Source organism: Paenarthrobacter sp. 2TAF44, from assembly GCF_052114885.1.
Taxonomy (GTDB): domain Bacteria; phylum Actinomycetota; class Actinomycetes; order Actinomycetales; family Micrococcaceae; genus Arthrobacter.
This window is the reverse complement of sequence record NZ_JBFRFP010000033.1, coordinates 1-12,574: the sequence shown is the minus strand read 5'-3', so window position 1 is coordinate 12,574 and position 12,574 is coordinate 1. Positions and strand designations below refer to the sequence as shown.

General features: G+C 61.6%; 12 protein-coding genes. 6 read left to right on the top strand and 6 right to left on the bottom strand.

The features are described 5' to 3' along the window. The first annotated feature begins 13 nt into the window (after positions 1-13). Positions 14-1,234, top strand: coding sequence for an MFS transporter (locus AB4Z15_RS22455; RefSeq protein ID WP_442019020.1), 1,221 nt, complete (start codon positions 14-16; stop codon positions 1,232-1,234). On the opposite strand, the gene AB4Z15_RS22450 is transcribed toward AB4Z15_RS22455, so the two are convergent. Beyond that, a complete protein-coding gene (locus tag AB4Z15_RS22450) occupies positions 1,198-2,094 on the bottom strand; it encodes a helix-turn-helix transcriptional regulator (RefSeq protein ID WP_442019019.1) in 897 nt (298 codons plus the stop codon). The two genes, AB4Z15_RS22455 and AB4Z15_RS22450, sit on opposite strands and share 37 nt — an antisense overlap. A 183-nt stretch (positions 2,095-2,277) precedes the next feature. Here AB4Z15_RS22450 and AB4Z15_RS22445 point away from each other — a divergent pair, with 183 nt between their 5' ends. The 3 genes from AB4Z15_RS22445 to AB4Z15_RS22435 all read left to right on the top strand — a co-directional run bounded on the left by AB4Z15_RS22445 (position 2,278) and on the right by AB4Z15_RS22435 (position 3,936). Next, on the top strand, positions 2,278-2,742 hold the full coding sequence (locus tag AB4Z15_RS22445) for a phage tail protein (protein WP_442019018.1): 465 nt from the start codon (positions 2,278-2,280) through the stop codon (positions 2,740-2,742). Between the two features lie 124 nt (positions 2,743-2,866). Then, positions 2,867-3,427, top strand: coding sequence for a hypothetical protein (locus AB4Z15_RS22440; protein WP_442019017.1), 561 nt, complete (start codon positions 2,867-2,869; stop codon positions 3,425-3,427). A 2-nt stretch (positions 3,428-3,429) separates the two neighbouring features. After that, a complete protein-coding gene (locus AB4Z15_RS22435) occupies positions 3,430-3,936 on the top strand; it encodes a hypothetical protein (RefSeq protein WP_442019016.1) in 507 nt (168 codons plus the stop codon). 286 nt (positions 3,937-4,222) lie between these two features. Here AB4Z15_RS22435 and AB4Z15_RS22430 read toward each other — a convergent pair whose 3' ends face one another. Further along, positions 4,223-4,978 carry a polyprenol monophosphomannose synthase gene (locus AB4Z15_RS22430; protein WP_442019015.1) on the bottom strand — a complete coding sequence of 252 codons (756 nt, stop codon included), beginning with the start codon at positions 4,976-4,978 and terminating at the stop codon, positions 4,223-4,225. Positions 4,979-5,220: 242 nt separating this feature from the next. Here AB4Z15_RS22430 and AB4Z15_RS22425 point away from each other — a divergent pair, with 242 nt between their 5' ends. Next, entirely contained in the window at positions 5,221-7,278 is a 2,058-nt protein-coding gene (locus AB4Z15_RS22425; protein WP_442019014.1) for a DUF222 domain-containing protein, read from the top strand. A 181-nt stretch (positions 7,279-7,459) separates the two neighbouring features. On the opposite strand, the gene AB4Z15_RS22420 is transcribed toward AB4Z15_RS22425, so the two are convergent. Next, on the bottom strand, positions 7,460-8,647 hold the full coding sequence (locus AB4Z15_RS22420) for a 4-hydroxybenzoate 3-monooxygenase (protein ID WP_442019013.1): 1,188 nt from the start codon (positions 8,645-8,647) through the stop codon (positions 7,460-7,462). 109 nt (positions 8,648-8,756) lie between these two features. Beyond that, complete coding sequence (locus AB4Z15_RS22415; protein WP_442019012.1) at positions 8,757-9,497, bottom strand: IclR family transcriptional regulator; 741 nt, start codon at positions 9,495-9,497, stop codon at positions 8,757-8,759. A gap of 177 nt (positions 9,498-9,674) precedes the next feature. On the opposite strand from AB4Z15_RS22415, the gene AB4Z15_RS22410 reads away from it, so the two are divergent. Then, positions 9,675-10,943 carry an MFS transporter gene (locus AB4Z15_RS22410; RefSeq protein WP_442019011.1) on the top strand — a complete coding sequence of 423 codons (1,269 nt, stop codon included), beginning with the start codon at positions 9,675-9,677 and terminating at the stop codon, positions 10,941-10,943. 14 nt (positions 10,944-10,957) lie between these two features. Here AB4Z15_RS22410 and AB4Z15_RS22405 read toward each other — a convergent pair whose 3' ends face one another. Together AB4Z15_RS22405 and AB4Z15_RS22400 are read right to left on the bottom strand one after the other, a co-directional pair. After that, positions 10,958-11,380 carry an Hpt domain-containing protein gene (locus AB4Z15_RS22405; RefSeq protein ID WP_442019010.1) on the bottom strand — a complete coding sequence of 141 codons (423 nt, stop codon included), beginning with the start codon at positions 11,378-11,380 and terminating at the stop codon, positions 10,958-10,960. After that, a complete protein-coding gene (locus AB4Z15_RS22400) occupies positions 11,373-12,164 on the bottom strand; it encodes a signal peptidase I (RefSeq protein ID WP_442019009.1) in 792 nt (263 codons plus the stop codon). Before AB4Z15_RS22400 ends, AB4Z15_RS22405 begins: the two co-directional genes overlap by 8 nt. Positions 12,165-12,574: the final 410 nt, after the last annotated feature.

Genomic DNA, 12,574 nt, shown 5'->3' with positions numbered 1-12,574 from the left:
ATGGTCTGGAACCATGACCACTGATACTTCGGGCGCACCATCAACCCGTCGCCTGCCGCTTGTTGCCTACGTGCTGGCTGCGGGCGTGTTCCTCCTGGGCACCACAGAATTCGTGGTGGCAGGGATCCTTCCAGAGATCGCCCAGGATCTGGGTATCACGGTAGGAAATGCCGGGCTGATGATTACCGTCTTCGCGGTTGGCATGATCGTTGGAACGCCCACCATGTCGATCCTCACCCTCAAGATGCCGCGACGCGTCACGCTCAGTCTCGCGTTAGTGGTTTTCGCCGTCGGGCACGTCATCGTCGCGCTCACCACCGACTTCGCAGTGATACTCGGTGCCCGGTTCCTGACGGCTCTGGCCACTGGCGCGTTCTGGGCCGTCGCCGCCGTCGTGGGTGCGAAGGCGGCCGGTGCCGCTTCAGCCTCCCGCGCGTTGGGGGTGGTCCTGGGCGGCGGCATGCTCGCCAACGTGATCGGCGTTCCGTTGGGGGCGTTTGCCGGCCAGTCGATCGGTTGGCGGGGTCCATTCTGGATCCTCACCGTCCTGGCACTCGCGGCGGCAATTGTTGTTTACCGTTTGGTCGGCGTCGAACCTTCTTCTGGCCCCATCCCCTCAGTCCGGGCCGAGATCGCGAGCATGCGTGACGCGCGGGTCTGGCTTGTGCTTGCAGGTTGCGCAATCGTGTGCGGATCCTCCCTAGCCGCCTACAGCTTCATCTCTCCGCTCCTGACACAGAACACCGGCATGGGGGCAGCAGCAGTTCCGCTGGTGCTCGTGGGATATGGAGTGGGAGCGTTCGTCGGTTCCAACCTCGGTGGCCATTTTGGCGCGCACCGCCCATTCACGGCGCTGTTTGTATCGGCAGCGATGACGTTTCTAGTGCTCGGCGCTCTCTGCTTGCTCTCTCGCAACGCCGTGCTGACGGTGATCCTGATCTTCTTGCTGGGCCTGTTCGGCATGGCAACCAACCCGATCCTCATAGGCAAAGCCGTCGGTTATGCGCACCATGCACCCACGCTCGCCTCGGCCCTCAGCACGTCCTCGTTCAACCTCGGCACCGCAGTGGGCTCGTGGATCGCAGGCTTCGCACTTGAGTCGGCGCTCGGCGCCACGGGTCCGGTGCTGGTGGGTACCTGCATAGCGGCACTGTATTTTCTCCCGCTCACCATTCTGTGGCGGAAAGAACGGTCACCTCAGCCGTCCGAGGCAGCCCTCTCAGGCTCAGTTTGAGCTGTGGTGCCGTACTCGCTGGCAGCCCACGAGGCGAGCAACTGCAGTCGCTCCGCCGAAGCCGATCCCGGTTCCGCACTGTAGATCGTCAGGGTCAAGCCGGGCTCAGCGGCCATCTCCAACCCTTCAAAAGCAAGCGTCAGCTCGCCCACAACGGGGTGATTGAACGTCTTGAAACCCGTCCCATGATGGCGGACGTTGTGCGCACCCCAGCGTTTCCGGAACTCATCGCTGCGGGTACCCAACTCACCGATGAGGTCATGAAGTTCCTTGTTGTGGGGATCGCGACCGGCTTCGGTCCGCAGGATTGACACGGTCACCTCGGCGAACGCATCCCAATCAGGATAGAAATCATGAGCGCGTTCATCCAAGAACGTGAAGCGCGCGATGTTCGGTGGTTGGCCTGGCATGTCATAGCAGTCCTTATAGAAGGCCCGGGCCAAGGGATTGACCGCCAGCAGATCCATCCGGCCATTGCGAACGAACGCCGGACCAGCGGTGACAGCATCCAGCGCCCATTGCAGGCTCTGATGCGGAACATAGGACCTGGAGTTGCGGCGGCGCGGCGGCCGGGCCACCGGACTGGCCGCGTGGGCGAGGTCGAATAAGTGGGCCCGCTCGGCGTCGTCCAGGCACAACGCCCTGGCGATACTCTCAAGCACCTGCGGGGAAGCTCCGCTGATCGCGCCACGCTCGAGGCGCGTGTAATACTCCACGCTCAAACCGGCAAGTGTGGCTACTTCACTTCGCCGCAAACCCTTCACACGCCGGTTCGTGCCGGCGGGCAGTCCAACCTGCTCAGGGGCCACCTGGGCACGCCGAGAGATCAGAAATTCGCGGACCTCCGCTCGATTATCCATAGGCTCCACGCTAGGCCAAAGGGGTATCAGGAGGGAGTCCCTCCCGATACCTGCTTCGACAAACGCACGACGGCGACCTCCCGCCGTCGTGCGTTTCCCTCACCCAAATTCCTTGCCCAAGTACGGCGCGGTGTCAGTGTGGGACGTTAGGGTTGGTCCCAAGACATCTGACGAGGAGAGCAATTGCCGTACATCGTTGACTTCAAGAACGTTTCCACCGAGGGCCTGGAGTCTTCTCCGGTTGCCGAGGCGCTCGCAGGGTTGCGCGCCAACGAGGCCCGTTACTACAAGAACAAATACGACCACGACTTCACCGTGAGCCCCGCCAGTGAAGTCCCTGAAGTAGTAGATCGGGTAAGCCGGATCCTGAAGGAAGAGCGGGACATCGTCATCGAGTCCCGCCCTTTGGAGGCGACGGCCTTCGAAGTGGACGGTTTGCGCATGGATTACGTGTTCTACGAGTCAGGGCTGTCCATCAACGTCATGTACAGCATCGAGGACGGCGGGAAGCGGGCGGTCGGTTTCAAACTCACTGACGGCATGGACGTTCCGGAAGAACTGGAATCGCGCTTCAAGTTCGCCCGCCAGAAATCCAAGCTGGCAGGGGTGATCCGGGGTTCGTACTTCGTGATCAAGGGTCAATACTGACCGCTGGCTGTGAATACGGGCCCTATGCCAACGGGCGGGGACCCTCTATTCTCTTGACATGGGCGTTTGGGGAGCGTTGAACCGAACCAAACCTGGTTGCAACGGCATCGGGCGCAGGTGACTCATGGACCCCCACAACAAGGTCCCTCCCCCGGACAATTACGCCGCGTTCCTTGCTCGGCTGGATGCGGCGACCACAAGCCTGAGCACCCGGGCGAGGGCCTTGGACAAGGCGTTGACTGCGGTCTCGCTGCTCTTGGGACGATATCAACGGGCCCTTCGCGGTTGGGAACGGAGATTGGTCCGCGTCAATGAGGAACTAGCCCGTCATTCCGGCGAGCCGCAGACGTCGGCGGCCCTCAATGAGCTCCAACGAACTGCTGTTCAGATGGAGTCAATGCACAGTGCACAGGTTCTGCGACTTACAAAGAAACTGTCACTCATGCAAGGGCGACTCGACGCCATCGGCCGGTCGGTCCGGGAGCTTGAAGTCAGCAGAGCCAAACTGGATACGTCCCGTAGGTTGTCACAGGACCGCGAAAACCTGAGCAAGGCCCTCTATGAACTTGCTGGTACCGGCGGTGGCGCCGCGAAGGTCCCCGATCTGGGATTGCGGAATGATCTTAAGGAAGCACGCGAGGCAGTAATTCTGGCCGAAGCACTCCTGGAAGTGAAGGAATCCTGACCATGGAGAACACGCCCGACGCTGTTGAAATCGTGCGCTGGATGAGGAAACCCGGCGACAAACCCATCATCAAATTTGTCACTTTCAGCATTCTTGCTGTGATCCTATGGCTGGTACTGATGATCTTCATGGCTGCCCTGAGAAGCTTCATCCCCGCGGCGATATTCACAGCCGTGTTCGCTGCGATCCTCACCATTCCGACCGTCGCCGCCCAGAGGAGCCTGATGCGCGGCTTGGCAAAACGGATCAACGACACCCTCGCGGAGCTAACCGGAAGCTCCGACGACAAGGTCTCCACAAAGCAGCTACGGAAATTGATCAAGAGCGGCGAACAGGTTTCACTGCTGATCAACGGGGTTCCGGGTTTGCGGCTGCACGTCAAAAGGGTCGCCAGTGCCAAGGAAGATGGCTCCGAGAAGCTCCTTGCAATCATCACGGTTGCTCCGGTGAGCAGTGGAACTGCCAGCTTTGACCGGCTGCTTGAGGCGGCGTTGTACGGAGCTCGGTAGCGCGGGGAGCTGGCCGCCAGGAGGCTACTGAATTAGTCGCGCCGTGGGGTGCGTCGGCTGGACTCGTGGGGCTGGTGGTTAAGACTGTTCCTATCCAACCGCAGGCACCGTCCGACGGGGCCATCGACAAAAAATCGCTGGATGAAGCCCGGGATCTGAGGCAGAATAAGGGTAAGCGGGCGGAACGACCCCGTTGTCGCACCCAAGGGTGCTGACCAGAACACGCCGCTAGACGGCCATTGGTGGCGTTCCGCCCGCCCCAACCACCCGCTTATTCAGCAGCCTCCTAGCCCTTGGGCACTAGAACGCGACTATCACGTTTCAGGCGAAGCTTCCATGGTGTCAGCGCAGATTCAAGCTGCTCCCGGAGATTCATTTTGGAAGCCCCCTCCATGCGTTCTTCAAAATGAATGGGCACCTCGGTGATCTCGAGGGCCCGCTGAGCGGCCCTGTAGTTCATCTCGACTTGGAAGGAATAGCCATCACTCTTGATCGTTGAGACGTCAATAAGGCCGAGGGCTAAAGCACTCCAGGCTTTATACCCAGCCGTGCAGTCCTTCACTTTCAACCCCAAGATCACACTCACGTAGAAGTTGGCCCAAGCGGAGAGGGCCTTTCGGTGCCAGGGCCATTCCGACGCCGTAGAGCCCCCGGCAATATAACGCGAGCCGATAACAACGTCGGCATTCTCCTTCAGAATCTTGTCAATCATGGCTGGGATTGCTGCCACCGGATGGGATAAATCAGCGTCCATTTGGATGACAATTTCTGCATCTTGTGCCAACGCCCGGGTCATCCCAGCCACGTACGCTCGGCCCAAACCATCCTTTTCAGCCCGATGCAGCACGGAAACGGCGCCGTTCGATTTCTTTGCCAACCTGTCTGCGACCTCCCCTGTTCCATCTGGGGAACTGTCATCGACAATGAGCACGTGGAGATTCGGAATGCCCAGTGAATCAAGCTGGGACGTCAGTAGCGGAAGATTCTCCCGTTCATTGTAAGTCGGTACGACAACGGTGACTTTTGGTGCTGTAGTGGTCAAAATATGGGTCCCCAATTCGGTTTCAGAAAGCGCTCGGTCCGTGCTGAACTGCACATGTCCGGGCCGGGTCAGTCTATTGATATTGCAGGGGCAATCTGAAACCGGGCCCACGCCAATCCGTGGGGCAAAAATGTCTGGCTCAGGACACATGGTTGATCCATCGAGACGGTTGGAAATCTTGTGCACCGCGGCCAGCGGCTCTGGGTCCTAAAAATGTCAGACCCTGGTGAGAGGGTTTATTCATGGCAAGCATTGGGGAGATTGTGGCGCGACGGGCAGCGATGTCTGGTGCCACTTTGCGCCCCCGAAGAGTTCCCCGAGCAAGCCACACCGTTCCTGCCAACGAGCTGGCGGCCCATGAAAGCCCGACGGCGGTAGTCACCGATTCGGACAACCCCAGGGGCATTTGGCTGCTTCGCGGCATTGAACCAGGGCCCTTCTCTGACCCTGATGGCGTCGAGCCTAAAGTTGGCCCTGACGTCGAGTCTCTTTCCTCGGGGCTGAGCGTTTCCCCTGGGCTTGATGGTTCCAAGGGGCTTGAGGATTTGCCTGGGCCTAGCGTTTCCCGCGGGCTTGACCGTACGCTGGCACTTGGGGATGCGCTGGCTGAAAGCGCTCAGGCGTTGGAATCTCTGCGTTCCGCCACTGTGGCCGGTGCGCTGGCGTTCGGGTTCACCGAGGCCGCGGGATTCGCCGGGCGGGTGGAGGAGATTGCCCGTACCGTGGAGTACCTGCAGGTTGTCGCGGCGCACGCCGTAGAGCGGACCCGCACGCAAGCCCAGCAGTCACGGCCCTCATCCGTCGCTGGCACGGGATGGCAGACAGGGTGGACAGACCCCGGAACCACCGGCTCGGACTCAGCCGGGGCTGTTGCTGGATCCGATGCTCCTGAAGGATCCGCTACTGCTGCGGGGCCAGGTGTTGTGGTTTCGGCAGTAGTTGTTACTGCGGCGGACGCTGCTGCGGTGGCCGATGATGGCTACCGGAACGCCGCGGAATTCCTCCGCGCGAGCCTGCGGATCAGCAAAAGCGAAGCCAACCGCCGCCTCGCCCTGGCCGCCGAAGTCCTCCCCCGGACCGGAATCGCCGGGCAACACATCCCGCCCCGCCGCGAAATCCTCGCCCAAGCCCTCGAAACCACACAGATACCCACCCGGTCCGCGACCATCATCAGCAGCGCACTGGAAAATGTCCGGCAGCTCACCGATGACGACACCCTCACCCGGATGGAACACGCCCTCACCGTCACAGCCATTGAATCCGACCCGGACTTCGTCACCAAAATGGCCAAACGCTGGGTCGATTCGATCGACCAAGACGGTCCCGAACCGTCCGAGGAAGTTCTCCGCCAACTCCAAGGCGCGTTCTTCCGTCGCCGACGCCGCCACGGGCTGCACCACATCGAAATCTTCGCCACCGCCGAACAATACGAAACCCTCACCACCGCCATGAACGTCGCCACCAACCCCCGACTCACCACCGGAGACAGCAACATCAATGGCGAGGGCGGCGGGACGAACAATGCCACCGGCGAAGGCGACGAGAGCGGTGACGGGAGCGGCGGCGGGAATAACGACACCCGGAACAAACCAGCGGGCCCGGACCTGGACCGGCGTTCCCGGCCCATGAAACTCCTCGACGGACTCGTCGGAGCCTGCGCGGTCGCCATGACCACCGGGAAACTGCCAGCAAACGGCGGACTCCGCCCCCAAGTCACGACCACCATCAACGTGCGCGACCTCTTCCAACAACTCAACGGCGCGGCCAACACCACCACAACCGGCGCGGCAGCCACCACCCCGCCCGGCACGGCAGCCACCACCCCGCCCGGCGCAGCCACCACCGGAGCTGGCGCGCAACACTCCCGGATCAGCTCCGGTACCGCGACCTTCGTCGGCCCGATGCACCCGAACACCATCCGCAAAATCGCCTGCGACGCCGACATCCTCCCCGTCCTGCTCGGCAGCGACTCCCGCGTCCTGGACATCGGCCGCACCACCCGGATCTTCCCACCCCACATCCGCAAAGCCATCACCGCCCGGGACGGTGGCTGCGCGTTCCCCGACTGCACCATGCCCGCCCCCTGGTGCGAAGCCCACCACATCACCTACTGGTCACACGGCGGCACCACCTCCACCGAGAATGGCACGCTTCTCTGCAGCCACCACCACCACGTCATCCACAAGGAACAATGGCGGATCGACATGACCACCGGCGTGCCCTGGTTCACCCCACCACCACACATCGACCCCCACCAAACACCACGACGCAACCACCACCACACACCCCTCAGAACATAAGAGTGTGTCGCATTCAATTGCGCCCCGGCTGCCTGGCTAAAACAGCAGTGGCTATCTAACTGACGCCAAAAGCTCACAGCCGAAGGCGACAGACCGAAGTGACAGCGCGCCGTCGAGCGCTCGTAAACTAAGCCCCGGACGTAAGCTGAGCCGCGGCCCTAAACTCAGCCGCGACGAAGCCTTACCGCGACGTCGGCCAGCCCGTGTATGACTCTGCCAAGTACGCCTTGGCGTGCTCGGACGAGACCACGGAATGCAGCTCGCCCAGCTGACGTGCACGGTCGAAGTCGCCTGCGCCGGGAACGGTATGCAGCATGGAGGTCATCCAGTAAGAGAAATGCTGGGCCTTCCACACACGGTCCAGGGCGCGGTCGCTGTAGGAATCCAGCAGTGCGGTGGAACCGGTGGAGTAGAAGGAGTCCAAGCCTTCGAACAACACCTTCACGTCGTGTATCGCGAGGTTAAGGCCCTTGGCGCCGGTGGGCGGGACGGTGTGTGCGGCATCGCCGGCAAGGAAAAGATTGCCGTGGCGCATCGGAGTGTGAACGAAGCTTCGGAACGGCAGGACCATCTTTTCCAGGACAGGGCCTTCGTTGAGCTCAAAGCCGTTGCCGTTTACACGTTTGCGCAATTCGGACCAGATGCGTTCATCGTCCCAGTCGGCCACGTTTTCCTTGGGGTCGCACTGGAAGTACATGCGCTGTACTGTCTCGGTTCTCTGGCTGATCAAGGCAAAACCGTGCTCGGAGTTTGCATAGATCAGTTCGTCAGAGCTGCGCGGAGCCTGGGCCAGGATACCGAACCAAGCGAACGGGTATTCGTGGAAGAACCACTTCCGGTTGGCTTCGGGGATCTGGAAGCGGCAGTGGCTGCGGGACCCGTCAGCGCCAACGAGGAAGTCGGCCTGAATCTCGAACTCGTGGCCCTCCGAGTCAGTGAACCAGACTTTCGGCTGACCCTCGAGATCGTGAACAGTGGTGTCCGTGACGCTGTACCGAACGTCGCCACCGTCGGCCTCGCGCCGTGCGGCGAGGTCGGCGAAAACGTCCGTTTGCGGGTACAACCATACGGACTCACCAACCAACTCTTTGAAGTTGATACGGTGACTTTCGCCGTTGAATCGCAGCTCGATGCCATCGTGCCGGTCACCTTCGCGCAGCACCCGGTCTGAGACGCCGGAGTCCACCAGCAGGTTGACAGTGCCATGTTCCAGAATGCCTGCGCGAACAGTTTGATGGATCTGTTCGCGGCTTCGGACCTCCACCACCACGGATTCGATGCCTTGCTTGGCCAGCAAGTGGGAGAGCATGAGCCCGGCCGGTCCTGCGCCCATGATGGCGACTTGAGTAGTAACGGTAGTGCGTGCCATGGTGTTCCTCGCTTCGTTGCGGTCCCGCTGGGACGGGATGAGCCTGGAATCAGTGTGGCGCGTGCCGGGTGACCGACGTTACATGGATTCCGTTCAACGGAAACCCATATCAATCCCTAAGTTGTCTGCCTATGCCCCGGGCAGCGGTCTGTAGCGCCGGAACGAGGGCCTGCAGCCGCATCTCAGCCAGGGGCACCACCACGCCAAGGGCCGCTACAGTGCGCCGCTTGCCGTTCATCACCGGCACCGCGATACCCCAGGTGTCCGGATCGACGACGCCAGCCAACTGCGCATAGCCCAGCTGCGCGGCCTCCGCCAACAGGTGCCGTACGACGTCGGAAGTTACCTTTCCGGCCGGGTCGTGGAATTGCTCGAGGTACTCCGCCTGCAATTCCCGGGACTGGTGTGCCATCAGCGCCAGGCCGGCGGAGGAAATGTGGACCGGCATGCGACCGGCCACGCGGGCTCGGTTGGCAACGGAGCCACGACGCGAAAGTCGCTCCACGAACAGCGCCTCCCAGCCCTCAAGCACTGCGAGGTTTACGTTCTGGTTCAAGACTTGCTGAATATCCTCCATGAAGGGCATGGCCGCTTGGCGGAGTGCGAGCGTGGGCGAATTTCTGTTGACGAGTTCCCACAATCGGAGCCCGAGCCGAACGTTCCCGCCAGCACCAAGTTCCAGCAAGCCATGCTCGGAGAGTTGCCGGACCAACCGGTGGGCGGACGACAACGGGAGGCCTGACCTGTCGGCGAGTTCGCTCAGTTGCAGCGAGGTGGCGCCTTCGGGGAAGGCCTCAATCACCCGAACTACGCGATCCACCACGGAGTCGCCAGATGCTGAGTTGGCCACGATGCGCTCCTTGCTGCTGTTCCTATGTCAGACGCCTCTTCTACCAAACGTCAGTGCACGTCTTCCATTCAATGGTAGAACGTGCTTCAGGTTACTCCCGTCGGTGATACAACTCTCATAACTGACCGGCCGTTCTGCTGGCCACATCCACTCTCAAGACGAACTCCCGAGGACACTATGCCAACGATGCCATCTGCCCGCCGCTCCCAATGGCCAGTCTGGCTTTGCTGGCTAGCCATGGTCTTGGACGGCTTCGACCTGGTGGTCCTGGGGACGGTGATTCCAACGCTCATCAAGACCGGCGACATAGGCTTTGACGCCGTTGGAGCTACCTTCGCTGCAACTATCTCCTTGGTAGGCGTGGGACTCGGCGCACTGTTTATCGCTCCGCTGTCCGATAAGTTCGGCCGACGGAAGCTCTTGATCGCCTGTGTAGCGGGCTTCTCACTCTTCACGATCGGCGTCGCTTTCGCGCCCAACGTGGCGGTCTTCTCGATCCTGCGCCTTCTGGCAGGCCTTGGGCTCGGCGCTTGCCTTCCCGCCGCCCTCGCGTACATGAACGACTACGCACCGGCAGGATCAGCCGGAAAGTCGACCACGCGGACCATGACCGGCTATCACGTAGGCGCTGTTGCGACAGCGTTCCTGGCCATCCTCGTGGTCCCCAACTGGCGCCTCATGTTTATCATTGGCGGCATCGCAGGGCTGGCGCTCCTTCCATTCCTGTGGGCGAGACTGCCGGAGTCGCTCCCCGAAGCAGCCCCCGTCAAGGTGGACGAAACGACAAAGGCGGCACCCGGCGTCGTGCCTTCCACTGGCGGCAAGCAAAAGACCGGGTTCCGCGACCTCCTGCAAAAGCCGTATCCGCTGGTGGCCGTGGGCATTGGCATCGCGTCGTTCATGGGTTTGTTGCTGGTTTATGGCTTGAACACATGGTTGCCGCAGTTGATGGCAGCTGCCGGTTATACCGTGAGCACAGGCCTGACGCTGCTGCTGGTCCTCAACCTCGGCGCCGTGGCTGGGCTGGTGTTGGCCGGAATTCTTGCCGACCGGCATGGAACCAAGAAGATAGTGCTGCTGTGGTTCGGGCTTTCAGCAGTGTTCCTGGCCGTGCTCAGCGTGAAGATCCAGAGTGAGTTCCTGCTGAACGCCGCGGTGTTTGTCACCGGCGTCTTCGTCTTCAGCTCGCAGGTTCTGGTCTACGCATGGGTCAGTCAGCTGTTTCCGGCGCGACTCCGGGGAACGGCACTCGGGTTCGCTGCCGGCGTCGGACGCCTTGGTGCGATCGTTGGTCCTGCCGTGACTGGAACACTGGTGGCCGCAAACATTGCCTATCCCGCCGGCTTCTACGTGTTCGCCGCAGCGGGACTCTTGGCTGTCGCAGCACTGCTCCTGGTGCCTCATCAGGTCAAAAGTCCTGAGCCCGTGCCAGCGGGAGAACGGTAACCGCCGGTACGACGCTAAGTGCTCCGCTGGCCCTCCAACTTTCCGGGCTGCGGGTGAAGTGACTCGCGGGCCTTGCCCAACAGCTGCGGTCTAGCCGCGTAACAGCGATCGGTGTATTGCCGGAGCGCCGGAAGTGCCTGGACGGCGTAGTCGAAGTGTTCCTCGCGGATCATCGACTCGATGGCCTTGCACTGGTCCTCAGTCTCAAGCGCGCCCACCATTGCCGAGGAGATCTTGAGGCTCAGCACAGCATCCATGCTGGCATCGGCGTCGTGTTGGCAGAGGCCGTTGGAGATCCTCAGTAGTCTGCCAGGCAACATCGAAAGGTAAGTGGAGAGGAAACGCAACGCCGGGGTGGGGTCTCCCATTTCATCGGCCAGGGCCTGCAACCTGCACGGTTCCAGAGCCGGAACCTGACCGTCTGCCTCGTCAGTCATGGCTGGCTGCTTGTGGCTGCGCGGCGTCTTCCAACGTCGACTTGTTGGGGTCCTTACTCCAGATGGAGGCGAGCATCCCGATGACCAAGATCCCGGGCGCTCCATACATCAGGATGTTCAGGACGAGCGGTTCACGGAGGGCACGAATGGCATTCCCGACGTAGGGGATGGTTGCGATCTGCTTATCCACCGTTTTGCCCTGCAGGGTGGCGATCCATGGATCGATGCCATTATTCGCGTCGCCCTTGGTCTGGACGGCTACGCTGCCATCGGCTGTAGCGGTTATCTCAGTGATGCGATGAGTCTCCACCCGCTGGTCTTCAACGGGGATGTGGTAGGTGATGATGTCGCCCACCTTGAGGTCGACGATCGGCGTCGGAACGGTCACGACGACGTCGCCCGGGTTGATCAACGGCGCCATCGACCCTGTCAGCATCGTGGAGGTTTGGTAGCCCAGGATTCGCGGACCGATCGCCAGCAAGAGGAAAACCAAGGCCGCCACGGCCAGCACGGTGAAACCGAGGAATTTCATCGTCTTAGCAGCGATACGGCGGAACGCACCCGGGGCCGCGGCGGTATTGGCTGGAATCGCGGCGGCTTTCGCGGGGGTCCCGACGGCTTTGGCGGGGGCCTCGACGGCGGGGGTCTCGACGGCGGTTGTCGCGGGTGCCGCTGTGGGCTGCTTCACCCTGGCGGTGGTTAAAGTCATAGACGTCTTTGCAAGCTTTGCGGCTGAACGCCGGCCCTTGAGGGCGGCTCCGCTGATGCTGGTCAGTGCGCTCATGGTCCTGGCGTTCCTTCCTGTGTTGGTGATCTTCTGTTCGAGTCTGGGCTATCTGGCTCAGGTTTCCTGCCGGAAAGCCTCAAGTCTGGCTCAGGAAATACCGGCGGACCTGATCGGGCAGGGGGGCGCCCGACCAGGCCCGGCGGGGCTCTGTGGTGATGCTTAAGGTGGTGATGCTTGAGGTGGTGATGCTTGAGGTGGTGATGTTTGCTCCGGTGTTACAGGGCTGGTGCTACTTGATGGTTTCGGTGCGTTGGGTGCCGGTGAAGGCGAAGGCGATGGTGCTGGTGGCGCCTTGGAAGGTGTCGTTGGCCGTGGTGGGGAACGCGGTGGTGACCTTGAGGTAGTCGGTTTTGGCCGAGGTGAGGGCGGTCAGGTTGTTCAGGACCTTGTTCGCGGTGATCGGTGAT